The 21,807-nt window shown below is 67.6% G+C and carries 23 protein-coding genes and 1 tRNA gene; 11 read left to right on the forward strand and 13 right to left on the reverse strand.

Annotation, left to right across the window (positions count from 1 at the left end):
• Positions 1 to 229 precede the first annotated feature (229 nt).
• From ACIBH4_RS06275 to ACIBH4_RS06290, 4 genes are all read left to right on the forward strand, one after another.
• A complete protein-coding gene (locus ACIBH4_RS06275) occupies positions 230 to 1,078 on the forward strand; it encodes a hypothetical protein (RefSeq protein WP_362516781.1) in 849 nt (282 codons plus the stop codon).
• Between the two features lie 205 nt (positions 1,079 to 1,283).
• The gene (locus tag ACIBH4_RS06280) at positions 1,284 to 1,571 is read left to right on the forward strand and encodes a hypothetical protein (RefSeq protein ID WP_362516783.1); all 288 of its coding nucleotides are present in this window, start codon (positions 1,284 to 1,286) and stop codon (positions 1,569 to 1,571) included.
• 559 nt (positions 1,572 to 2,130) lie between these two features.
• Complete coding sequence (locus ACIBH4_RS06285; protein WP_362516785.1) at positions 2,131 to 2,799, forward strand: Type 1 glutamine amidotransferase-like domain-containing protein; 669 nt, start codon at positions 2,131 to 2,133, stop codon at positions 2,797 to 2,799.
• Between the two features lie 906 nt (positions 2,800 to 3,705).
• Positions 3,706 to 4,500: a neutral zinc metallopeptidase gene (locus tag ACIBH4_RS06290; RefSeq protein ID WP_362516787.1), complete on the forward strand. Its 795-nt coding sequence runs from the start codon at positions 3,706 to 3,708 to the stop codon at positions 4,498 to 4,500.
• 727 nt (positions 4,501 to 5,227) lie between these two features.
• Here ACIBH4_RS06290 and ACIBH4_RS06295 read toward each other — a convergent pair.
• The 10 genes from ACIBH4_RS06295 to galU all read right to left on the reverse strand — a co-directional run bounded on the left by ACIBH4_RS06295 (position 5,228) and on the right by galU (position 12,614).
• On the reverse strand, positions 5,228 to 5,824 hold the full coding sequence (locus ACIBH4_RS06295) for an alpha/beta hydrolase (RefSeq protein WP_362516789.1): 597 nt from the start codon (positions 5,822 to 5,824) through the stop codon (positions 5,228 to 5,230).
• Entirely contained in the window at positions 5,818 to 6,405 is a 588-nt protein-coding gene (locus ACIBH4_RS06300) for a TetR/AcrR family transcriptional regulator (protein ID WP_362764513.1), read from the reverse strand. The genes ACIBH4_RS06295 and ACIBH4_RS06300 overlap by 7 nt, the downstream gene beginning before the upstream one ends.
• 62 nt (positions 6,406 to 6,467) lie before the next feature.
• A complete protein-coding gene (locus ACIBH4_RS06305) occupies positions 6,468 to 7,364 on the reverse strand; it encodes a polysaccharide deacetylase family protein (protein ID WP_362516793.1) in 897 nt (298 codons plus the stop codon).
• 346 nt (positions 7,365 to 7,710) lie between these two features.
• Positions 7,711 to 7,784: transfer RNA gene (locus tag ACIBH4_RS06310), tRNA-Ala, on the reverse strand.
• A 57-nt stretch (positions 7,785 to 7,841) separates the two neighbouring features.
• Positions 7,842 to 8,615 (reverse strand): hypothetical protein, encoded by a 774-nt coding sequence (locus ACIBH4_RS06315; RefSeq protein ID WP_362764511.1) that lies wholly within the window; start codon positions 8,613 to 8,615, stop codon positions 7,842 to 7,844.
• A 124-nt stretch (positions 8,616 to 8,739) separates the two neighbouring features.
• A complete protein-coding gene (locus tag ACIBH4_RS06320; protein ID WP_350945798.1) occupies positions 8,740 to 9,393 on the reverse strand; it encodes a GNAT family protein in 654 nt (217 codons plus the stop codon).
• 47 nt (positions 9,394 to 9,440) lie between these two features.
• Entirely contained in the window at positions 9,441 to 9,914 is a 474-nt protein-coding gene (locus ACIBH4_RS06325; protein ID WP_362516799.1) for a MogA/MoaB family molybdenum cofactor biosynthesis protein, read from the reverse strand.
• Between the two features lie 36 nt (positions 9,915 to 9,950).
• Positions 9,951 to 10,421 carry a cyclic pyranopterin monophosphate synthase MoaC gene (moaC, locus tag ACIBH4_RS06330; RefSeq protein ID WP_362516801.1) on the reverse strand — a complete coding sequence of 157 codons (471 nt, stop codon included), beginning with the start codon at positions 10,419 to 10,421 and terminating at the stop codon, positions 9,951 to 9,953.
• Positions 10,422 to 10,521: 100 nt separating this feature from the next.
• Entirely contained in the window at positions 10,522 to 11,709 is a 1,188-nt protein-coding gene (glp, locus tag ACIBH4_RS06335; protein ID WP_362516803.1) for a gephyrin-like molybdotransferase Glp, read from the reverse strand.
• 5 nt (positions 11,710 to 11,714) lie between these two features.
• Positions 11,715 to 12,614 carry a UTP--glucose-1-phosphate uridylyltransferase GalU gene (gene galU, locus ACIBH4_RS06340; RefSeq protein WP_362516805.1) on the reverse strand — a complete coding sequence of 300 codons (900 nt, stop codon included), beginning with the start codon at positions 12,612 to 12,614 and terminating at the stop codon, positions 11,715 to 11,717.
• A gap of 25 nt (positions 12,615 to 12,639) precedes the next feature.
• Between galU and ACIBH4_RS06345 the strand changes: the two genes are divergently transcribed.
• The 5 genes from ACIBH4_RS06345 to ACIBH4_RS06365 all read left to right on the forward strand — a co-directional run bounded on the left by ACIBH4_RS06345 (position 12,640) and on the right by ACIBH4_RS06365 (position 17,114).
• Complete coding sequence (locus ACIBH4_RS06345) at positions 12,640 to 13,269, forward strand: 5-formyltetrahydrofolate cyclo-ligase (RefSeq protein WP_362764508.1); 630 nt, start codon at positions 12,640 to 12,642, stop codon at positions 13,267 to 13,269.
• Between the two features lie 51 nt (positions 13,270 to 13,320).
• On the forward strand, positions 13,321 to 14,826 hold the full coding sequence (locus tag ACIBH4_RS06350; protein ID WP_362516809.1) for a potassium/proton antiporter: 1,506 nt from the start codon (positions 13,321 to 13,323) through the stop codon (positions 14,824 to 14,826).
• Positions 14,827 to 14,998: 172 nt separating this feature from the next.
• Positions 14,999 to 15,367, forward strand: a complete 369-nt coding sequence (locus ACIBH4_RS06355) for an FmdB family zinc ribbon protein (protein WP_362516811.1) — start codon at positions 14,999 to 15,001, stop codon at positions 15,365 to 15,367.
• 179 nt (positions 15,368 to 15,546) lie between these two features.
• The gene (locus ACIBH4_RS06360) at positions 15,547 to 16,359 is read left to right on the forward strand and encodes an S-methyl-5'-thioadenosine phosphorylase (RefSeq protein ID WP_362516813.1); all 813 of its coding nucleotides are present in this window, start codon (positions 15,547 to 15,549) and stop codon (positions 16,357 to 16,359) included.
• A gap of 149 nt (positions 16,360 to 16,508) precedes the next feature.
• Positions 16,509 to 17,114 (forward strand): RcpC/CpaB family pilus assembly protein, encoded by a 606-nt coding sequence (locus ACIBH4_RS06365; RefSeq protein WP_362764505.1) that lies wholly within the window; start codon positions 16,509 to 16,511, stop codon positions 17,112 to 17,114.
• A gap of 148 nt (positions 17,115 to 17,262) precedes the next feature.
• Here ACIBH4_RS06365 and ACIBH4_RS06370 read toward each other — a convergent pair whose 3' ends face one another.
• Both ACIBH4_RS06370 and ACIBH4_RS06375 read right to left on the reverse strand, forming a co-directional pair.
• Positions 17,263 to 17,595, reverse strand: coding sequence for a hypothetical protein (locus tag ACIBH4_RS06370; RefSeq protein ID WP_362516817.1), 333 nt, complete (start codon positions 17,593 to 17,595; stop codon positions 17,263 to 17,265).
• Positions 17,580 to 17,819, reverse strand: coding sequence for a hypothetical protein (locus ACIBH4_RS06375; protein ID WP_362516819.1), 240 nt, complete (start codon positions 17,817 to 17,819; stop codon positions 17,580 to 17,582). The genes ACIBH4_RS06370 and ACIBH4_RS06375 overlap by 16 nt, the downstream gene beginning before the upstream one ends.
• 991 nt (positions 17,820 to 18,810) lie before the next feature.
• Between ACIBH4_RS06375 and ACIBH4_RS06380 the strand changes: the two genes are divergently transcribed.
• Positions 18,811 to 19,647 (forward strand): helix-turn-helix transcriptional regulator, encoded by an 837-nt coding sequence (locus ACIBH4_RS06380; RefSeq protein WP_362516821.1) that lies wholly within the window; start codon positions 18,811 to 18,813, stop codon positions 19,645 to 19,647.
• The gene (locus tag ACIBH4_RS06385; protein ID WP_362764502.1) at positions 19,634 to 19,834 is read left to right on the forward strand and encodes a DUF397 domain-containing protein; all 201 of its coding nucleotides are present in this window, start codon (positions 19,634 to 19,636) and stop codon (positions 19,832 to 19,834) included. Before ACIBH4_RS06380 ends, ACIBH4_RS06385 begins: the two co-directional genes overlap by 14 nt.
• A gap of 57 nt (positions 19,835 to 19,891) precedes the next feature.
• Here the strand turns inward: ACIBH4_RS06385 and ACIBH4_RS06390 are convergent, their stop codons facing one another.
• Entirely contained in the window at positions 19,892 to 20,971 is a 1,080-nt protein-coding gene (locus ACIBH4_RS06390) for a D-alanyl-D-alanine carboxypeptidase family protein (RefSeq protein WP_362764499.1), read from the reverse strand.
• Positions 20,972 to 21,807: the final 836 nt, after the last annotated feature.

Consider the following 21,807-nt stretch of genomic DNA (forward strand, 5'->3'; position numbering starts at 1 on the left):
GGCCACCGGGCAATTGACGCTGATCGGTGCGCCGACAGCACGATCATCGTCTATGGCACCTGTCGGTTAATCAGGAACCACTAGCCGAATTTGCCCCTATTCCACACATTTCACAATCAGTCCCCGCCCGGCTGCGGACGCCGACTACAACGCGACCAATTCTGAGCACAAGGGCAACAATTTCCTTACCGGTGTCCGCCTGAGGTGATCGAGAGGCCACCCTGGAACCATGTCAAAGGCGGTGGGAGAGCAGGAGCGAGCACCCGGTTCGCGGCAGTGGCGGGCAGTGCGGATCGCCGCGAGCGTGGCGTTGCCGGTCTTACTGGGAATGGGGCTGGCCTGGGTCTTGGTCGACCCACTCGATCTGCAGAAGGACATACTGGAAATGCTGAGCCAACGGGCCAGCGTGATCGGCACGTTCACGGGCGCGGCCGGGCTGGTCGTCGCGATGCTGGCGTTACGCGCGCAACTGCGAAGCCGGCCCGTCGACGACATCGCATCCACCACGGGGACACCGGGGTCCGGCCAGGCAGAGTCCGCCCACGCCCGTGGCCCGCGACGTCGTACGGTCCTGCTGATCACGACCGTGTCGGCTGTCGTGGTGACCACCCTGATCGCCCTGGCCGTCGTATCAGATGCGTCGGTCCGCTACGAGGCTGAGGACGGCTCTTGCAACAATGCCAGACGCCTTTACAATATCGACGACGCATCGAACAACGCTTCGATGGGCCATTTGAACTACCCGGACAGCTGGGTCGAAATCAAGGTGTACGCGCCCAGGGCCGACATCTATAAGGTGAACGTGCGGTATAGCGCCGCCGATGGCGACGCGCGGCAGTACCTGACGGTGAATGGCTCGCGCAAGATCGTAGTGCATTATCCGGGTAGCCCCACCTGGACAACCTGGTCGCACGCGTCGGCCACCCTAAAGCTGGACCACAAATGGAACACGCTGCGATTCCAGCACGACGACGGACCGTTCGCGGCCGAGCTGGACTACGTCGAGATAGTTGGCGGCGACCCGGTTCGCGATCTCGCCGCTGTCGGAGACTGTGGCCCGCCTGCAGCAGCTGGGTAATCTTGATCGGAACCCGCTCCACCTGCGGTAGCTGCGGCGGGCGGCGGGTGAGCTCGCCAGAGATCCCCTGGATCTCTCACGTACATGGCCGCTGATCGTCAGCGACCGGCCAAACTGGCCGGAGTTCCTCGTTCCTGCCCTGCTCGGCTCGGGGACGTCCATCGACGACGACCTTGCCGTGTTGCGCAGGACACCCGCACCCCAAGTGCGAATCAGCCTCCGGCGCCTGTTCGGCGAAGGCCTCTCCGCCCCGGCCGCCGCGCTCGCTGAACAGCCGGCGGCAGGACCGCGTGCGATCGCCGCGGAACTGCGTGCGGCACATGACCGGCTCACCGCGCCACACTGGTCACGGATGCGGGCCGTACTCGATGCGAATGTCGTCCATCGGGCCGAGCAAATGGCTGCGGGCGGTGCCGAGAGGTTGTTCGCCGACCTGTATCCGGATCCGCGCCGGCGCGATGGCCAACTGAAGCTGGGGGGAGCACGGAAATGAGGGGATTCGAACCCCGGTGGGACGCACCGTTTCCGATCAACGGATGCCGTTCGGTGTCGTCAGATGCCGCGACGATGACGTCCATCGGTCCCGGCTGCGCTCCCGTGTCAGCCGGTTCGCTGACTTTTAGCGGACTCCGCCCAGCCGCCCGACCTGGGGCGACCATGGCTACGGGAAGTTGCGTTTCCCGCGGTCGGCCCGAATTTGTCAGTCTTGTACGGCATGATCAGCGCTCGTATTAATACATCCTCCCAGGGAGTGCCATGGACGTCACCGACAGAGCCGGATAGTCCGGCATGGGCTGGAACGGCTGGACGCATCTCGCTCTGCTCCGTGCCCAGCTCGACGCGGGCGCCGACCCGAATTCGGGAACAGACCTCCATGGACGCCCTCTCCACCAAGCAGCCGAGCGCGGCTCGCCTGAAGCGGTTGCCCGGTCAGCCACGATCCAGAGCTCTGTGAACAGCTCAACACGACCGAACACCGCATCAACCTTCCTATGCACCGATCTCTCGACTTTCGACGAGAGCGTCATGACCGCTATGTACAGGGGGCAAGCATGAAGCTTCTTCTCACCTCCGCCGGCGTCAAGAACCCGAGCATCCACAGCGCGCTGGTCGACTTACTGGGCAAACCGATCGCCGACTCCAACGCCCTCTGTATCCCCACCGCCAGCTACGGGCACCCCCAGGGCAATCCCGGTGGGGCATGGCGTTTCATCAGCGGTCAGTCCTCCACCCCCATGTGCGAGCTGGGTTGGAAGTCCTTGGGAGTGCTGGAACTCACCGCGCTGCCCAGCATCGACGAAGGACGCTGGGTCTCCTGGGTCCGAGAGACAGACGTCCTGCTGGTGAATGGCGGCGACGCCCTGTACCTGTGCCATTGGATGCGGCAGTCGGGGCTGGCGGATCTCCTGCCGTCGCTGCGCGAGACGGTCTGGGTGGGACTGAGCGCCGGAAGCATGGTGATGACCCCCCGTATCGGAGAGACCTTCGTCGGCTGGGAACCGCCTGCCGGGAGCGACAGCACACTGGGCATCGTCGACTTCTCGATCTTCCCGCACCTGGATCACGAGCTCCTGCCGGAGAACACCATGGCCGACGCGGAAAGATGGGCGGCCGGAATCTCAGGTCCGGCGTATGCGATCGACGACGAGACCGCCATCAGAGTGACCGAGGGCACCGTCGACGTCGTGTCCGAGGGGCACTGGAGGCTGTTCTCCTCCTGACATCAACAAGGTTCGCACGGTGGTCGTCGACTTTTCGCTGATCCCGGTCCGCGAAGTTCCTTCGGAGGCCGTACGCCCCCCGGAGAACGAGGCGACCTCATAACCTCTGAACAGCAAAAAGGCCCGGTTCCATGATCTGGAATCGGGTCCTTCGTCCTATGGGGTGTTCACGAGTACGGGTGATCCGGGGCGGAACAGGGGGTTACAAGATCGCTTCCCGAAATGAAGATGATCGTTTCCCTGAAGTCGAGGAGCAGCGAGTTGTCAGAGTGCTCACCGTGGCGCATCCGAACCTCCTTCTCGACCTCATTCACCACACTCCGGCGGCCGCCGAGTCACTGACATGGCCGTTCGACTTCGACGTCTCCCGCACCGAGCACGTCGAAGTGGTCAGGCCGCGATCAGGTGATGCCCCGGAGGCGATTGCCGGTGACGGGGCAGATGGAATGTTCCTCCTTTGCGGGGACACCGCGAGTGAACAGTCCGTACCGTATGCCGACTCCGAAGGGCAGGCAGGCACCTGCTCATGGAGGGCGGCTTGGACATGTGGGTGCGCCCGCACGTCAGGGCGGGCGTAGGCAGCCGCCGACACTGTCCAGATCGTCGGCAAGCCCGAGGCCGGCCTTCTCCACACCGGCAGCGTCGGAAGGCGGAAAAGCGCTCCCCGTCACCGCCGGGACCCCCATCGTCATCTCGCTAAGCGAGTTACACATCCCGGTGTTCGATGTTCAATCGGAAGGTCAGCCAACACGACGCGAGGTGGTATGCACGGCTGCTCAATGCCCCGCTGACCGGTTCCAGTGAGGAGCGTGCGGTGCTTGCTCCCGACGATCCATCGGGATGGAATCAAGAACGGTGCACCTTTCGGCTCCAGGGTTTATCGCCCCTTCTATACAGTTCTGCTTCATGCGTACCCCCCATATCGCCCTGCTGGCCGGGGTTCTGGTTGGCCTGTTGCTTACCGGCACCGCCCAAGCCGACGCCAGTGTCGGCACGCCGGCTCCCACCGGCACCAAGGCGCTGACCCATAATCCGCTGTATCGCAGCGGCAAACTGACGCTGCCCTGCGCTCAGCACCCCGAAGCCTCCGGCAGCGTCGCCGCCACGAAAAAGCACCTGACGGCGATGCTGGGCTGCTTGAACGCCTCATGGTCCAAGCAGCTGAAGAAGACGGGCCTGGCCTTCAAGAAGCCGACAATCCAGTTCATGACCAAACCCGGCCGCGCGTGTGGGTCAGCATGGAGCAGGTACAACACCGGCCGCTACTGCACCAGCGAGCAGCGGCTGGTCATCATGATCAGCGACTACGCCGTCAAAGCACCGGCCGACCCGGTGATGCTGCACCTGATCGCACACGAGTACGCCCACCACGTACAGAACCTCACCGGCATGTGGACCGCCTACAAAGAAATGCCTGCCCGCAGCAAGGCGCAGGCGCTGGCGCAGAGCCGCCGTCTGGAACTGCAGGCCGACTGCCTGGGAGCGGTGTTCATGGCCAGCGTCTGGTCGTCGCAGAACTACCGGGACCAGGACTGGAAGGAGGTCGTGGACCACTACCGGGGCAGTGGTGATGAGAAGGTCAACAAGGAACGCAGTCACGGCACGGGCAAGAACCGGGCCGCCTGGCTGCAGCGAGGTTTCGCCAGCGCTTCCCCTGCCGCGTGCAACACCTGGACCGCACCGGTGTCCCGCGTCGCCTAACGGGTTCCTTCCGCTGCGGCAGGTCATTGACAGATAAGCCCGAGTTCTGCGGACTCGGGCTTTCTGCGTTCCTTCTCAGAGACTGAGCTTCCCCCTGAGTGCTGCACATCTGGTGGTCATGAATGCCTGTCGGTCAGGCCAGAACAACCTGCTGAAGTCGAGTAGCGCTCGGTGACGTTAGGCCGAAGGCCCTGGACGCTGATGGCAGCAAGAACGCTTCACCTGGTCGCAACACCCAGCCCAGAGCCGGCATCGTCATGCCCAGCGACGCGAACTCCGACCTCCACCAGCGACCTCATCACCCGGGCATTCCCGGACCCCTGCTCCGCGACTCCTAAACCAGGACGAACCCGATTCGGAGGTCCCTGAAACGACAAGATCCCGTCTGATCGCGATGATCAGACGGGATCCCGTCAACCTCAGTCCAGCCGTTTCAAGAACGGCCCCCTGTGGGGTGTTCACGAGCGGGTGTGATCTGCGGTCGAGGCAGAGCTTCAAGATCGCTTCCCGAGATGGCCGTGATCTTTTCTCAGCCGAGCCCTCGGGGGTTCAGCGTGCGTTGATCAACTGTCCGTCAGGAAGGCCAAGGCGTCCGGAGCGAACCATTGGTCGGTGAACGTGCCGCTGTCGCTTCGGCCCGGGTAGACGACGAGCTGGGCGTCCGGGATGCCTTTCACCGTCTGCCGGGCCAGTGCCAGCGGATAGACCAGGTCCCTGTCACCCTGGATCAGCAGCGTGACCGCCTTGATGCCGTGCAGCCGTTCACGCAGGTCGAAGCCATCCTCGGCGTCGAGGACGACGACGGCGTCGGTGTGGTCTTGGTGACCGCTGTCAGACAGCCGCAGCAGGCCTTCGAGCAGCCTCGGCCGATCGTCGATTCCGTGACGACCTCGGCCAGCGCGGGGCTCGGCCGCCTGCCTTGGCGTGAGCGCTCGATGTAGGCACGCTGGGCTCGCCTGCCGATGGGGCCGAGGGTGCAGGCCGTACCGGCCAGGACGAGGCGGTCGACCAGGCCGGGATGGTCGGCCGCGAGTTGGAGGGCGATGGATCCGCCGGTGGAGATGGCCAGCATGTTCACCGGGCCCTCAGAGATGCCTCTGATCGCCTGTGCGTAGACGGCGGCGAGGTCGGCCATCGTCGTGCCCGATGGCAGCCCGGGCCGGCGATTGACGACGTAGACGGTGAAATGTTCGGTGAACGGTTGCACCAGCCGCATCGTGGACCAGCGTGCCAAACCTCTCGGGTTGGCCGCTTGCGGGGTGTAGAGCAGGACGACCAGGGGTGGTCCTTTGCCGGCCGACAGGTACGGCAGGTCGTTCAGCATGAGGTGAGCCCTTCCGTGACAGCATCGATCAGGCGGTCCATCACGGCCGGATAGATGTCGGCGCCCAGGTGTTCGGCGTACAGCGGGGTCAGCAGGACCGCGCGCAGCACGCCGAGTAGTACCTGCGGATCGCCTTCCAGATGGGTGCCGAGAAACTGGAGCAGCTCGGCCATCGGGCCGCCCCCGGCGGCGGCCATCCGCTCGGGGGTGAGCTTGGCGGCGACTACGGCCATCTCCTCGGGGTGGGACATCAGCCGCCGGTAGAGCGGGTTGGTGTCGAGTTCGGCGACCGTGGCGCGCAGGAAGCGCCGCAGGCGGTCGCGGGTGTCGGTACCGCGGTTGAGCCCTTCGTCGATCACGCGCCGCCGCACCCCCTCGTACTGCCGCAGCATGGCCTCGAAGTAGAGCTCCTCCTTGGAGTCGTAGAAGGCGTAGATCGAGGACTTGGCGATGCCCGCAGGGGTCGTCAGCTCTTCCAGTGACGTCTTGCGCAGGCCCTGGGTCGAGAAGAGGCGGGTAGCGGTGTCGAGCAACCGCTCGGTGATCCGCGCCCGCTCCTCCTCGGAGAACGCCGGTGGCATAGCATCTCCATATGAACAATGTGATTTTATGTTCACACGATACTCCCGATCGCTTCCCGCCACTATCGGTTGGGGCGGCTGGAGCGTGACCAGGCCTGCTGGATCAGGCGGGAGTCGATCAGGGTGATGTTGTGCTGATGGAGGAGGTCGCGGGCAGCCGCCGAGGTGAGAAATTCGTAGTCGGTTCGCCGCACGAGCCAGCCGCTGTCGATCGTGCGGGTCTGGCGGGTGCCCAGGCTTGGGTGTACCGCCCATTCGCTGAGTCCAGCCGGTAGGTCGCGCAACAGGTGGGAGTACTGGGCCCCTTTCTCGTCGGTGGAGAGGGAGAAGCTGTCCAGGAAAGGGTGGTCAATAACAGGCATGCCTTGTTGGCGGATCTTCTGCCGCGCGGGTTGCAACCAGGCTCGTACGGCCAGGCCGTGTTCTGCGGCCAGTGCGACAGTCAGGTCGAAGATGTCGTCGCGGCCACCGTCGGCCAAGCAGTGAAAGTCCAAATGTGTCGGACTGAGCCCGGCGTCGAAGGCTGCTTGGATCTGTGCTCGGAACTCGATCTCGACCTCGTCGAGGCGGGCGCCGGCGAGCAGCGCGGCACGTCCGGCGGGTGTGGCGGTGAACAGCAGTCCCTGCTCATCGAGCAGCGAGGCAACCCTCTCTTTCGACGCCAGCGGTCCCCACCGATAGTGGGGCGTGTCACAGACCAAGGTGAGGTGAACACCGAAGGGGATCTCGGGCCGCCGGCTGAGCAGTTGCATGGCGTGGTGCGCGGCCGGGCAGGGTGTCATCAGGCTGCAGGACGTGGCGATTCCCGTTTCGATGGAGTCGATCACCGCAATATTGATGTCGTGGTGCATGCCCAGGTCGTCGCAGTTGACGAAGAGCACCCGCGCATCCGCGGGAAAGCCCAGTAGCTGAGTCGAGGGAAACGAGAGCGGGTCCGGCTCCGCGGCGTGTTCTTGCATTCAAAGAGAGTGACCGGTGGAGATCCCGGCGTGCACTCGGATTTCGCTTCCCCAGGTTCACCGCTCACGGGCCGGAGCAGGCCACCACCCGTCCCATAACCCGCACTTCAGATCACCGTGTCGCAACACCCAGCCCGGCGTCGACTTCGCCATGCCCAGCGACGCGAACTTCGGCCTCCACCAGCGCCCTGACATCACCCGGGCCTTCCCGGACCCCTGCTCCGCAGCTCCCAAACCAGGGCGAACCCGATTCGGAAACCCCTGAAACGACGAGACCCCGCCCGATCGCGATAATCAGACGGGATCCCGTCAACTTCAGTCCAGCCGTTTCGAGAACGGCCCCCTGTGGAGATGAGGGGATTCGAACCCCTGACCCCTTCGATGCGAACGAAGTGCGCTACCGGACTGCGCTACATCCCCAAGACGTGGACTAGATTAGCAAACTTCCGAGAGCACTCGCGCCATCCGGAGCGCGGGTCAGTCGCCGACCGCGCGGCGGGGGGTCTCCGCGTACTGGTCGAAGAGCTCGTCGCGGTGCGCGGCGAGGTCGATGATCTCGGCCACGGGGCGCTGGGCCTCCAGCAGGGCGGCGCGGCGGCGGGCACGCTTGGCACGTTCCGCGTGGGCCTGAGCGATGGCTGCGCGCCGCTCGACGTCGATCTGGACCGTGACCCTGAGGATGGCCATGTAGATCCCCAGGAGCACCACTGAGGGCGCCACGCCCCACCAGGGGATGACCTGGACGGCGGCCGTCACCACGGAGGCGAGCAGGAGCAGCACGCACCAGAGCGTGAGGCGCCTGCGCTTGGCCACCTGCTTGCCCCTGCGGCGCAGCTCCGCACGGCGACGCTCGGAGACACCGCCACCGGTGGCGGCCCTGCCGGTCGAGGGCTTCCCTGTCGAGGGTCCGACGGGCGTCGCCGCGGCCCCGGAGGCCGCGGGCTCCGATGCGGCCTGGGCGCCCGCAGGGGCATCCTCGGCAGCGCGCACCCCCTCGGCGCCGGACGACGCGGCGTCGTCTTCCTTCAAGGACGAAGGGGGCGGAGAGGACGGGTCTGCGGAGGGGACGGGCAGGGGCTCTGCGAGGGTCTCGGCGGAGTCCTCGTCGATCACCCGCTCGTCGTAGGCGTACGGCTCGGCGTCCTTGTGGGTCTCGACGAGGGTGTTGCGGTCGCGGTGCAGCCACATGGGCACGAGCACGCACAGCCACATGACGACAATGGCCAGATAGAGAACGACGCCGCTGCTCACGACCACCTCCGGGCAGCGTGAGGACAGGGGTGGTCTCCCGGCGTCCTCAATCTGCTCATGTCACGCACCGTAAGACCGCGTGTCACTATTTGACGAGCATTCGATGCGGTGTGTCGCGAGATCTTCAAACCTCTTCGTGGGGAGTGCCGCCGTGGGCGGCTGCCTCACGGTCCCGTCGCCACCGTACGAGCAGCCCTCTTGGCGCGTCTTCGACCGTGAGCGCGTAACAGATGTGGTCACGCCAGGCGCCATCGATGTGCAAGTGTCGACGTCTGACCCCTTCTTCCCTAAAACCTAGCTTTTCAACCACTCTGCGGCTTGCGTGATTCTCTGGGCGGATATTGGCCTCGACACGATGCAGCCCGGTGGTGAAGAAGCAGTGGTCGACGGCCAGCGCGACCGCGGTGGGGATGATCCCGCGACCGGCCAACGCGCCGTCCACCCAGTAGCCGATCTGGGCCGACCTCGCCGAACCCCAGACGATGGCGCCCACCGTGAGCTGCCCCGCGAAGGCGCCCTCGTAGGTGACGACCCACGGCAGCGCGAGCCCTTGCCTGGCCTCCCTGCGCAGGGTTCCGGCCATGGAGACGTAGGGACCGAGACCGGTCTTGAAGAGGGGGGTTTCCGGGTTGCTCGGTTCCCAGGGACGGAGCCAGTTCGCGTTGCGCAGCCGCGACTCCCGCCAGACGCGTACGTCCCGCAGTCGCAGCGGCCGAAGTCCTACCGGGCCTTCCGTCAGGGTCACCGGCCAGCCACGAAGTCGATCCACGCCCTCCATCATCCCCCCAAGAGTGCCCGTCGTGCCATGTGAGCCGGGCAGACGGGTCAGCGGGGGTGATCTCCTCCCCTGATCTGGTCCACGGCGTGCCTGAGCACGGGAGACAGCACCCCCATACCGTCGCGTACCCCTCCCGAGGAGCCCGGCAGGTTGACGATCAACGTGCCGCCGGCCTGCCCGGCGAGCCCACGGGACAGGATCGAGGTGGGCACCTTGTCCCGGTTGACGTGGCGGATGGCCTCGGCGATGCCCGGGACCTCCCTGTCGATCACCCGCCGGGTCATCTCCGGGGTGAGGTCCGCGGGAGTCAGACCGGTGCCGCCGGTGGTGACGATCACGTCGTACCCCTCGGCGACCCCCGAGCGCAGCGCCGCCTCGACCGGATCGCCGTCGGGGACCACCCTCGGGCCGTCCACGTCGCACCCGGCCGCCGCGAGCAGCTCGGCGAGCAGCTTCCCCGAGGTGTCCTCGTACGTCCCCGCGGCGGCCCGGTTGGACGCGGTGATCACCAGAGCTCTCATGAGGTCATTCTCCCAGGATCTCGGGGGTCCGGTCTCTCAGGGACGGGTCCAGATCCCCGTCTTGCCGCCCGTCTTCTCCTCGACGCGGACATCGGTGATCACGGCCGCCGGGTCGACCGCCTTCACCATGTCGATCAGGGCGAGCGCGGCGACGGAGACCGCGGTCAGCGCCTCCATCTCGACGCCGGTACGGTCGGCGGTCTTGACCCGCGCCATGATCTCCACGCCGTCGTCGGCCACGGTCAGCTCGACCTTCACCCCGTGCAGCGCGATGGGGTGGCAGAGCGGGATCAGGTCGGGGGTCCGCTTGGCGCCCATGATCCCGGCGATCCGCGCGGTGCCGAGCGCGTCGCCCTTGGGAACCTCGCCCGAGCGCAGCAGCGCCACGGCCTCGGCGGAGAGCAGCACCCTGCCGGTCGCGGTCGCCGTACGGAGGGAGACGTCCTTGGCCGAGACGTCCACCATGCGCGCCGCGCCGGTCTCGTCGATGTGGGTGAATCCAGTCACTTCGCTCCGCTCCCCGCTTCTCAGAAGGCTCCACTCCCGCTCGTTCGGGGAGAGGTGACCTCCACGGTCCTGCTCGTTCAAAAGCTCCGCTCCCGCTCGTTCACAGGGGCATGACCTCCACGTCCGCACCCTCGGGAAGCTCGGTGACGTCCTCGGGTACCACGATCAGCGCGTTGGCCGCTGCGAGGGCGGCGAGCTGGTGGGAGCCCTGCCCGCGCACCGGGCCGACCGTACCGTCGCGGCCGAGCACGCCGCGCAGGTAGGAGCGCCTGCCGGCGGGTGAGCGGATCGGGCTCGTGGTGACCGCCCGTACGGTCGGCGTGGGCTCGTCGGGCAGGCCGTTCATCTTGCGCAGCGCGGGCCGGACGAACAGCAGGAACGACACGAACGACGAGACCGGGTTACCGGGCAGCGCGAAGATCGGTATCTGGTCCTCGCCGACCACGCCGAAGCCCTGGGGCATGCCCGGCTGCATCGCGACCCGCTCGAAGCGGACCGTGCCGAGCGGGCCGAGCGCCTCCTTGACGGGCTCGTACGCCCCCATCGAGACGCCGCCGCTGGTGATCACGAGGTCGGCTCGCAGGAGCTGCGCGTCGAGCTGGTCGAGGAACTCCGCGGCGTCGTCGCCGACGATCCCCGCCCGGTAGCCCTCGCCGCCCGCCTCGCGGACGGCGGCGACGAGGGTGAAGCTGTTGGACTCCCAGATCTGGCCGTCTCCCAGGGGCAGGCCGGGCTCGACCAGCTCGGCCCCCGTGGAGATCACGACCACCCTCGGGCGTGGCCGTACGAGAACCCTGCGGCGGCCGACACCGGCGAGCACCCCGAGCTGCGCGGGCCCGATCGGGGTGCCCTCCGGCAGGACGACGTCACCCGCCCGCACGTCCTCTCCGGACCTGCGGACGGCGTTCCCCTTCTCGGCCGGGCGGCTGATCGTGACCTGCGCGGTGCCGCCGTCGGTCCACTCGACCGGGACCACCGCGTCGGCCCCGGCGGGCATCGGGGCCCCGGTCATGATCCGCATGACCATGCCGGGGCCGATGGCCTGCACTCGGCCGTCTCCGGCCGCGATGTCGTCGATCACCGGGAGCGTCACCGGGGCGTCCGCGACGTCCTCGGCCCGCACGGCGTAGCCGTCCATCGCGGAGTTGTCGAAGGGAGGTAACGGGATCGGGGCCGTGACCTCTTCGGCCAGCGTGGTGCCCAGTGCCCGTTCCAGCTCCAACTCCAGCGGGGCGAGTACCCGCACGGTGCCCAGGATGTCGGAAAGGTGGTCGTCGACTGATTTCATGGAACTCATCGCGAGGCCAGGAACTCCTTGAGCCAGGGCATGAACTCCGGCGCCAGGTCCGGGCGTTCGGCGGCGAACTGCACCACCGTACGCAGATAGTCGATCTTGTTACCGGTGTCGTAGCGGCGGCCTCTGAACAGCACGCCGTGCACCGGGCCGCCCTGGTCGCTGCCGCGCCCGGCGAGGGTCCGCAGGGCGTCGGTGAGCTGGATCTCGTTGCCGCGTCCCGGCGGGGTGTTCTCCAGGACCTCGAAGACGGCCGGGTCGATCACGTACCGGCCGATGATGGCCCAGTTGGACGGTGCCTCGTCCGCCGGGGGCTTCTCCACCAGGTCGGTCACCCTGACCACGTCGTCCTCGCCGGTGGGTTCGATGGCCGCGCAGCCGTACAGGGAGGCCTGCTCCTGGGGGACCTCCATGAGGGCGATCACGCTGCCGCCGTACGTGCCACGCACCTCGATCATGCGCTTGAGGAGCTCGTCTCGGGGGTCGATGAGGTCGTCGCCGAGCAGGCAGGCGAAGGGGTGGTTCCCCACGTGCTGCTTGGCGCACAGGACCGCGTGGCCGAGGCCGCGTGGCTTGCCCTGCCGTACGTAGTGGAGGATGGCCAGGTCGGCGGGCTCTCTCACCTGGGAGAGTCGCTCGTCGTCTCCCTTGGCCTCCAGGATCTCCTCGAGCTCGTGGGCCCGGTCGAAGTGATCCTCGATGGAACGCTTGTTCTTCCCGGTGACCATGAGGACGTCGAGCAGTCCGGCGGAGACCGCCTCCTCGACGACATACTGGATCGCGGGCTTGTCGACGATGGGCAGCATCTCCTTGGGCGTCGCCTTGGTCGCCGGGAGAAAACGGGTGCCCATACCCGCTGCGGGAACGACGGCTTTCGTCACAGCTTCGAAGTCGGCCATAACCAAAACCATAGTGGAGGGACCTGTGGACAAGCAGACGCTGCGTACCACAATCGAGGGGGCACGCGCCTCGATGTCCGACGAGCAGCGGCATGCGGCCTCCGTCCAGATCAGGGAGTCCCTGCTGGACCGTCCCTGGGTCCAGATGGCCGGGCTGGTCGCGTGCTACTGGTCGATCGGGACCGAACCCGCGACGCACGGGCTCGTCTTCGCCCTGTGGAAACACGGCGCGACCGTGATCCTGCCCGTGCTCCGCGACGACGACGATCTCGACTGGGCGGTGTACGACGGCCCGGACACCCTCGCCCCCGGCCGTTTCGGGATCATGGAACCGGTCGACACCAGGCGCGGGGTCGACGCCGTCAGGACCGCGGCCCTGGTGATCGTGCCCGCGCTCGCGGTGGACGTCTCCACCGGCGTACGGCTGGGCAGGGGCGGGGGCTCCTACGACCGGACACTGGCCAGGGTCGGCCCGAACGTGCCGACGGTGGCGCTGCTCCACGAGGGCGAGCTGCTCGGCGGCGCTCGCGACAGTGGTTTCGACGATGCTCTCGACGGCGCTTTCGAGGGTGTGCCCGCCGAGCCCCACGACGTCCCGGTCCGCTACGCCGCGACCCCCTCGGGGATCTTCAGGACCGCCGCCGCAAGGGCGTGACGGCCTTTTCGAATACGACACAATGGTCCCCGGAGTGAGAGAGGGGGCCAGATGGGACTGGACGTCTGGCTGCTTCTCGGTGCCGGGATCGTCATCGCGGCCATCGTCGCGGTGCGCGTCGCCCATCGGAGCGGACTGCCCAGCCTCCTCATCTTCCTCGGCTTCGGGCTGATCGTCGGCGAGACCGGGTTCGGGTTACAGTTCGAGGACCCGCAGCTCGCGCAGCAGATAGGCATGATCGCGCTCGCGATCATCCTGGCCGAGGGCGGCCTGACCACCACCTGGAGCCACGTCAAAGAGGCCATCCCCACCTCCCTGGTGCTCGCCACCGTCGGCGTGGGGGTGAGCATCGCGGCCGTCGCGGTCCCGGTGCACCTCATCCTCGACATGGACTGGCGGACCGCGTTCCTGCTCGGCGCGATCCTCGCCTCCACCGACGCCGCCGCCGTCTTCTCCGTACTGCGCCGCCTGCCCCTGCCGCCGCGCCTCGCGGGCATCCTGGAGGCCGAGTCCGGCTTCAACGACGCCCCCACGGTGATCGCCGTCATGCTGCTGAGCACCGCCGCCTCTCCCAGCCTGGGGGTGGCGCTGGTCGACGTGCTCTTCGAGCTGGCGGTGGGCGCCGCCGTCGGCCTCGCGGTCGCCCCGCTCGGCGCGTACGCGCTGCGCCGCATCGCGCTGCCCATCTCCGGCTTGTACCCCATCGCGGTGCTCGCGCTCGCGTTCGTCGCCTACGCGGGAGCCGTGCTGCTCCACGGCAGCGGCTTCCTCGCGATCTACCTCGCGACGCTGGTCATGGGCAACTCGCAGATGCCGCACCGCGCGGCCTCGCGGGGCTTCGCCGAGGGCGTGGCCTGGCTCGCGCAGATCGGCCTGTTCGTGATGCTCGGGATGCTGGCCAGCCCTTCCGAGATGCCGTCCTCGATCGTGCCCGGCCTGGTGGCCGGGCTGATCCTGGTCGCGGTGGCCCGCCCCGCGTCGATCATCGTCTCCTCGCTGCTGACCCGGCTGCTCCGCATCGACCGGCTGGGCTGGCGGGAACAGGCGTTCCTGTCGTGGGCCGGGCTGCGCGGCGCGGTGCCCATCGTGCTCGCGACCATCCCGTGGGCGGCCGACTCCGTTCCCGAGGGCACCGCCAAGTTCATGTTCAACGAGGTCTTCGTGATCGTCATCGTCTACACCCTGCTGCAGGGGCCGACGCTGCCGTTCGTGGCGAAACTCCTCAAGCTGACCAGGCCGGAGGAGGCCCGTGACCTGGAGGTCGAGTCGGCGCCGCTGGAGGAGCTCAACGCCGACCTGCTCCAGGTCAAGGTGCCGCCGACGTCCAAGCTGCACGGCGTGGAGATCTTCGAGCTGCGGCTGCCCAGGGACGCCCAGGTGACGTTGATCGTGCGGGAAGGCCGTTCGTTCGTCCCCGCCGACTCCACGAGGATCAGGGTCGACGATCAGCTCCTCGTCGTGGCCACGGCCGCCTGCCGGGACGTGGTCGAGCGCCGGATGCGGGCGATCAGCCGCAGGGGCAAGCTCGCCGGATGGTACGGCGAACAGGGAACTTGATACCCCGATAGACCTGTTGACCAGGGGGTTCGCCTCGAATTCGGTCACATCTGATGGGAATCGGGCTACGGAATGCGAGGACTCCGGCTCGCGTTTAAGCTTGTCAGCTGCATACCATTAGCAGTCGCGCCACTAGAGTGCCAATCGGCGCGGATCACACGAGGAGGAGAGCGTGCCCACCTACCAGTACGCCTGCACTGCCTGTAACCACCAGTTCGAAATCGTCCAGAAGTTCTCCGACGATGCTCTCACCGAGTGCCCGAGCTGCGCGGGCGACCTGCGCAAGGTGTTCTCCGCGGTCGGCATCGTCTTCAAGGGCTCCGGCTTCTACCGGACCGACAGCCGATCGTCGTCGTCGAGCACCGTGGCCTCCGCGAACGGCTCGTCGAGCGCTTCGGGCTCCTCGGACTCGGGCTCCTCGAAGTCCTCCGACTCGTCGAGCTCGTCCGACTCGTCGTCCTCGTCTTCTTCGAGCTCCTCGACCTCGTCGGACTCCAAGCCCGCCAAGGCCGCGAGCAGCACGGCCGCGGCGGCTTCCTGAGCCACCCGCCCGGAGCCGTTCCCCAGCCCTCTTGCCCCCGTCCCCAGCCCTTTCACCCCCTCCCCGCCCTCAACCCCCTCAGCCTCTTCAACCCCCGATGATTACCCGGCGAACTCGGTTATCCACAGGCCGTCATCGGGGGTCCTCAGGGGTCGGTTCGTGGCGCTAGCCTCAGCTTCATGGTCACTCGCGCGGACATCGGGGTCATCGGCGGCTCTGGTTTCTACTCCCTGCTCGACGACGCCACAGAAGTCGAGATCACCACGCCGTACGGCCCGCCCAGCGACGTCGTCACCGTCGGCCGCATCGGAGGGCGTTCGGTCGCCTTCGTGCCCCGCCACGGTCGCGACCACCGCTTCCCACCTCACCGCATCCCCTACCGGGCGAACCTGTGGGCGCTGCGTTCCCTCGGCGTCCGCCAGGTTCTCGCCCCCAGCGCGGTCGGCTCCCTGCGTACCGAGATCGGTCCCGGCGCCCTGGTCGTGCCCGACCAGCTCGTCGACCGCACCATCGGCCGCCCGCAGACCTACTACGACGAGGGCGGTGTCGTCCACGTCTCCTTCGCCGACCCCTACTGTCCTCTGGGCCGTGCGGCGGCCATCTCCACCGCGCGTTCCGCCGAGGGCTGGGAGACCGTCGACGGCGGCACCCTCGTCGTCATCGAGGGTCCGCGCTTCTCGACCCGCGCCGAGTCCCGCTGGTTCAGCGGCAACGGCTGGTCGATCGTCGGCATGACCGGCTTCCCCGAGGCGATCCTCGCCCGCGAGCTCGCCCTCTGCTACACCACGCTCTCCCTCGTCACCGACCACGACGCCGGAGTGGAGGCGGGTGAGGGGGTCACCCACGAGGAGGTCCTCTCCTTCTTCGCCACCAATGTCGGCCGCATGCGCTCCCTCATCGGCGACGTCGTGGCCGCCCTCCCGGAAAAACGCACCTGCCCCTGCCCCAACGTCCTGGACGGCCTCAAGCTCCCCTTCGAGCTCCCCGGCTGACCGTGCCGTGCTGTGCCGTGGCGGCCGGGCCGTAGTCGCGCCGGGCCGCAGCGGCCTGGCCTTGGTCCACCGCCACTCCGCCACTTCGCGGAGCGATCCCACCCATCGCGGGCACCGCGCCGCCCGACTCCCCACTCCTGGAGTCAGCCATGCGCGCTCTGCGCCGCTTCCTCGGCCGTCGTCACCGTCTCATCGCGACCGTCGTCGCCGCTTCGGCGATGGGCTGCGCCATCCTCGCGCTGCGCCAGGACACCGCCTCGGTGACCGTCCTGGTCGCCGCGAGGGATCTGTCCGGAGGCGTGCTGGGGGCGGCCGACCTGATACCGGCTCCACTGAGACCCGGTACGGTCCCCGACGGCGTCCTGAGGCCCGGCACGCCGTTCGCGGGAAAGGTCCTGACGGGTCCCGCGAGGAGAGGAGAGCCGCTGACGGACGTCCGCCTGCTCGGCCCCGGCCTGCTGACCGCCCACGGCCGGGGAACGGTCGCCACCCCCGTACGGGTCGCCGACCCCGAGACCGCGCGCCTGCTCTCGCCGGGTGACGTGGTGGACGTGCTCGCCGCGACCTCGGCGTGGGAGGGCACCGCCCCGGCGACCGTCGTGGCCGAGGACGTCACGGTCCTCGCCACCCCGGCCGGGGAGTCGGAGCGGGGCGCGCTCGTCGTGCTGGCCACCACGCCGGCCCAGGCCACCGAGTTGGCCTCCGCCCAGGCCGGCGGGCGGCTCTCCATCACGATCGGTCCCCGCGCGGGATGAGGTCTCCCGACGGCCCTCCGTCATGATTGACTCACGCGCAGGGGGTCTTCCGACGGTTCCCCATCACGATCGACTCCCGTACAGGGTGAACCTCACGACGGCCGACGAGGGTACGGCGGCCGGGACCTGCCCCGGCCGCCGTACCCGCTCAGGGACGGTCGGTCGTCCCGGTGATCGCCCAGCGCTGGACGATCGCGGTCATCTCGGCCTCGCGCATCTGAGTCTTCAGGCCCTCGACGGTCCGGTCGCAGAGCAGCAGCGGTTCCGGGGTGGGCCAGGTGGCGATGGCGTGGAAGAGGCGGCTGCCGGTGCCGTAGAGCACGGCCCAGCCCGGCCAGGTGACCTGCAGCAGCGCCGCCTCCGCGCGCGCCTGGTGGTCCCAGGTGTAGTGGGGGACGGGGGTGGCGATCAGGCCGTCACGGTGACGCCCGCGAGCGGAGACCCGCCTGTTCGGAAGGCGGCGGATCACGAGATCCCCCATCCCGCGGCCTGCTCCTGGGCCTTCCTCGCGATGCTCTCCTGCCTGTCGGTCTCAGCCTGGAGGGCGTCGAGGGTGTCGGCGTCGACGGTCCGTTCGGCTCCGGCGTGAAACGCGATCGACGAGAAGGGCTCCTCGCGGCTGGCCCACAGCCGTCCGGCGTCACTCAGGATCAGCCGCCAGCCGGGGATGGCCGGTTCGGGGGCGCTGGACCTACCATCGTTCATTGATTGGACCTCCATCCGATCAAGGGCCCGTCCGGACGTTGGTAGCGGTGGACGGGCCCGCTTTGTGGAACGGGCGAGAACACGGAGGGGTGAGCCGTACGGGCCGGGCGGCCGGTACGGAGACGGGGTGAGCGCCGCGCGGCACGGGGTGCGGGCGGTTGTTCGCTTGGGGCGGCGCTCGGGGTTGAAGGGCGGGGGTGTCCGGGTCGGGCGGGTCACGTTCGGGTGTGGTGCGTTCGAGCAGAACGCGTTCCGGTGAGGCACGTTCGGGTGAGACGCGTTCGGGTGGAGCACGTTCGGGTGGGCCGCGCGAGGCCGCCCGGCGCCTGACCGGAGTCGGTGGGCTGGACAGGACTCGTGAAGTCGGGAAAGACGCTGAACGGCCACCGGCGCGATGTCCTCCGCAGCCCGGGCCTGGGCTTGAACCTCGGCCTGGACCTGGACCTGGACCTGCTCCGCGGGCCGCTGGGCGGGCACCGAGAGAATCACCTCGGCAGGGCAGGCGGGGGCGGGCAGCTCGAAGCAGGGCATGGAGCAGTTCCCCGTACGACGGACCTCCAGGCAGATGTCCATCAAGGCGCCCGAGGGCTGCGCGTACTCGTGATCGGCGGGCCGGTCGGGGCAACCGTGCGCGTAGGGAGCGTGCCCGCAGGCGGCACACCCCATCGGCAACGGCGGTACGTCGGCGAAACAGCCGCAGCCGCTCACCACACTCCGGTCGAGCACCGGAGCACTAGGGTTATTCATGGGTCAGGACTCACTTCCTGATCAAGGACCCGTTTCACCGGTGTGCAAGACCGGTGGCGGGTCCGTTTTTTGTATCAAGGTTGCTTGCGGTGACACGGACGCAAGCCCGTCACCATAAGTTCGAACCTCGCTACCCTATGTGACCAGCATCATGATGCCGTGAGAATCTCACGCTGACAATCCCATCTCACAAACTTGTTGCGTTGAGCGAGAAGAGGCGGTTGACCTGCGGCAAACTGACCGCATGAAGTACTCCACGGTCCGCCTGCGACGTCTGTCCCGTGAGTTGCGCACCCTGCGTGCGACCACCGGCCTGACGACTGAGGCTGCCGCTGAACAACTCGGCTGGTCCAGGTCGAAGCTCAACCGCTTCGAGACCGGCAAGATCGCTCCAGCGCCCGGGGACGTGGCGGCCATCTGCCACCTGTACTGCGTGGAGACGGCGACCACCGAGGCCATGATGCAGCTCACCCGTGAAGTCGCCCGACGCGGCTGGTGGACGGCCTACTCGGACGTATTCACCGGGTCGTACGTCGAGTTCGAGGCGGCAGCGAGGACGATCCGGCATTGGGAACCGCTACTGATCCCCGGCCTGCTCCAGACCCCGGAGTATGCCCGAGAGATCATCCGAGCAGGTCATCCCGATCGGTCAGACATTGAGCTGGCACGCCGTGTCGATGCCCGCATGCAGCGCAAGACCAGCCTGTTCGGTGCTCACACAACACTGCACGCCCTTATCGCCGAAGGCGCTTTGCGTCATCCCGTGGGAGCTCCCGACACCATGGCCCGTCAGCTTGGCGACATCCTCCAAGCAATGGAACAACCGAACATCACGGTCCAAGTGCTCCCATTGGAGGTCGGTGCGCACGGCGGCATGGAGGGGACCTTCTCAGTGCTGTTGTTCGATGACGATCCGGATCTCGGTTACGCCGAATGCCCAGCAGGCGAGGTGTACGTCGAAGACAGCGAGCAGGTCAAGCAACTTATGCTGACGTTTGAGCGCCTTACCGAGGTTTGCCTGTCCCCCAAAGAATCCGCGGCGCTCATCACCGCGTTGAGGAGCGACCATGATCTCCCCTGATCTGTCCGGCGCCGAGTTCCGCACCTCCAGCCTCAGTGGAGCCAACAACAACTGCGTCGAGGTAGCAACCAACCTGCCGGGCCTCGTCGTCGTACGCGACAGCAAAGACCCATCCGGCCCGACACTGACCTTCTCCCCCACGGCCTGGAACGACTTCCTGGCGGGCATCCGCAACGGAGAGGTCTGACCTGACGCCAAGCACCACCGGTTTCAGGGACAGCTGTCCCTGAAACCGTAAAACCCTTTAAAGCAGGGAGCCGATCTCGGGGTCGTACTCCCAGTGCCAGGGCTCGAAGGGGCTGACATAGGCCCACTTGGGGTGGATCCACCCGTACTTCTTGCCGTTCGCCTCCAGCCAGTTGAACTCGGCTGAGCGGAAGCGTTCGACGCCTCCACAGAGGTCGACGGCGAGTCCCAGGCCGTGGTTGCTGCGGCCGGGGACCGCCGCCAGGCCAGGGCGGCGGTAGTAGACCGACTGCTGCTCGGCCAGACTCCGGTAGCTGTCGGTCACGCACATCGGCTTGCCGAACTGCCGCTTGTACGCCTCGTTGAGGCTGATGAACGCGAGTGCGGCGTCCCCCCGCAACTGGTTGCCACTCTGCTGGAGCGGGCAGAGGTAGGCCTGCGGAATCAGCCCGTTGGGGAACTCGCTCATCGAGGTCGCCCTGGTCGGGTCGCACCCGGCAGCCGGGCGCCCCTTCTTGTCGATCTTGACGCCCAGTTTCACCAGGGCCTTGGTGAGGGATTGCACGATCTTCTGTGAGCGCACCCTGAGCGTTCCGATCTCGGCGCCCATCTGCGCCTCCGCGAGGAGGTTGCCCGCCCTGAGTTCCTGCGCCTCACCCGCCAGGCGCTCCCGTTCCAACTGCAGACGACTGCTGTCCTCAAGGATGCGGTCGCGCTCGGCGACGATCTGGGTGAGGCCGGCCATCGCGCGCAGGGTGTCGGCGTTGGACTCGCCGGATAAGAAGCCGGCCAGGTCCCCACCGGAGGGCTGCTGGTAGAGGATCCCGACGAGGTCCGACAGCGGCTGCCGTACCTGGGCGAAGGCCCGCTCGGCCACCTGCAGCTCCCGCAGCTTGGCGGAGAGCTCCTTCTCCGAGTTGCGGATCTGGGTCCGCCGCTGCTCCAGGGCCTTGGTCGCGGCCTCCAGATCCTTCGCGGCCTTCTCCGCCTCACGACGCAGCTCGGTGAGATTCACCGGATCCGCAGCGACGACGGTCTGAACCTCCGCCGGCGCTCGCTGCGCGACAGCGGATCCCGGCAGGAGGGACGTCAGCGTCGCGACGACGGCGATCAGACCCGCTGATCGACGAGGTGGCACGTTCGACCCCTCCGTTTGCGAACTCGTGACCTGGGCCAGGCACGCACGCTACTACAGCTGACCAAGTGAACGGGCCAGCTCTCCACAGCCGTTATGCGCCGAACACCCCTTTTGGGGACCGGACAAGTCAGGCTTCTTGCCGCGCGTGCTTCTTGCAGACCCCCCAGAGCCACGTCCCCTTCCACTCCGCCGAACACTCGTCGCGGGGCTCAGGTCGCGCGAGTGGCGGCGTACGGCGCGCCTGAGGCTCTGGTGCCACAGGGGGTGGAGATGCCACCTTCTGCGGGCCTCTGGAGGCTTGCGGGCGAGGTGTGATGGGAACGACCACCTCCGCCTCGCTCGCACCATCAGTCCCGCTCGGGTTACTTTGCCAACCGGCCTCGTCCGGGTCCGTGTCGCGCACCCTTGATTTCGCCGCGACGGGCATCCATCCCCCGTACACCCGCTCCGGCCGCAACGGCGGAGGCATCAGCCTCGGCCCGAACACCCGGCTCCGTACGGATCCGACCACGACCGGCACCACGGCCACTACTTCTTCCGGTGCTCGCGCCTCTCGCGGCCTCTCCGCCTCTCGGGGCGTCCCTGCTTCTCGCGGTGTCTCCACCGCTGTCGGCGTTCCCACCTCCGCCGGTGTTTCCGCTTCTGCCGGTGTCCCCGCAGCTCCTTGCGGCTCACCCTGCGGTTCGTCGTCCGGCGATTCCACAGGCTCGCCGGCCCTCAGCCGAGACGCCGTACCTCTCCAGGCTCCCCCGCCTTCCCGGAATCCCCGGCGCTCCCCGTCCCCCACCCAGAGGGCCTCACCGTCGTCAAGCCTCTCGGCTTCCTCGCCCTCTTCA

The organism is Streptosporangium sp. NPDC050284, assembly GCF_044459525.1.
Classification (GTDB): domain Bacteria; phylum Actinomycetota; class Actinomycetes; order Streptosporangiales; family Streptosporangiaceae; genus Streptosporangium.

Coding starts and splice junctions, on each gene's coding strand:
- ACIBH4_RS06275 (WP_362516781.1), top strand. CDS start 230: ATGTCAAAGGCGGTGGGAGAGCAGGAGCGAGCACCCGGTTCGCGGCAG.
- ACIBH4_RS06285 (WP_362516785.1), top strand. CDS start 2,131: ATGAAGCTTCTTCTCACCTCCGCCGGCGTCAAGAACCCGAGCATCCAC.
- ACIBH4_RS06290 (WP_362516787.1), top strand. CDS start 3,706: ATGCGTACCCCCCATATCGCCCTGCTGGCCGGGGTTCTGGTTGGCCTG.
- ACIBH4_RS06295 (WP_362516789.1), bottom strand. CDS start 5,824: ATGCTGAACGACCTGCCGTACCTGTCGGCCGGCAAAGGACCACCCCTG.
- ACIBH4_RS06300 (WP_362764513.1), bottom strand. CDS start 6,405: ATGCCACCGGCGTTCTCCGAGGAGGAGCGGGCGCGGATCACCGAGCGG.
- ACIBH4_RS06305 (WP_362516793.1), bottom strand. CDS start 7,364: ATGCAAGAACACGCCGCGGAGCCGGACCCGCTCTCGTTTCCCTCGACT.
- ACIBH4_RS06320 (WP_350945798.1), bottom strand. CDS start 9,393: ATGGAGGGCGTGGATCGACTTCGTGGCTGGCCGGTGACCCTGACGGAA.
- ACIBH4_RS06325 (WP_362516799.1), bottom strand. CDS start 9,914: ATGAGAGCTCTGGTGATCACCGCGTCCAACCGGGCCGCCGCGGGGACG.
- glp (WP_362516803.1), bottom strand. CDS start 11,709: ATGAAATCAGTCGACGACCACCTTTCCGACATCCTGGGCACCGTGCGG.
- galU (WP_362516805.1), bottom strand. CDS start 12,614: ATGGCCGACTTCGAAGCTGTGACGAAAGCCGTCGTTCCCGCAGCGGGT.
- ACIBH4_RS06350 (WP_362516809.1), top strand. CDS start 13,321: ATGGGACTGGACGTCTGGCTGCTTCTCGGTGCCGGGATCGTCATCGCG.
- ACIBH4_RS06360 (WP_362516813.1), top strand. CDS start 15,547: ATGGTCACTCGCGCGGACATCGGGGTCATCGGCGGCTCTGGTTTCTAC.
- ACIBH4_RS06365 (WP_362764505.1), top strand. CDS start 16,509: ATGCGCGCTCTGCGCCGCTTCCTCGGCCGTCGTCACCGTCTCATCGCG.
- ACIBH4_RS06370 (WP_362516817.1), bottom strand. CDS start 17,595: ATGGGGGATCTCGTGATCCGCCGCCTTCCGAACAGGCGGGTCTCCGCT.
- ACIBH4_RS06375 (WP_362516819.1), bottom strand. CDS start 17,819: ATGAACGATGGTAGGTCCAGCGCCCCCGAACCGGCCATCCCCGGCTGG.
- ACIBH4_RS06380 (WP_362516821.1), top strand. CDS start 18,811: ATGAAGTACTCCACGGTCCGCCTGCGACGTCTGTCCCGTGAGTTGCGC.
- ACIBH4_RS06385 (WP_362764502.1), top strand. CDS start 19,634: ATGATCTCCCCTGATCTGTCCGGCGCCGAGTTCCGCACCTCCAGCCTC.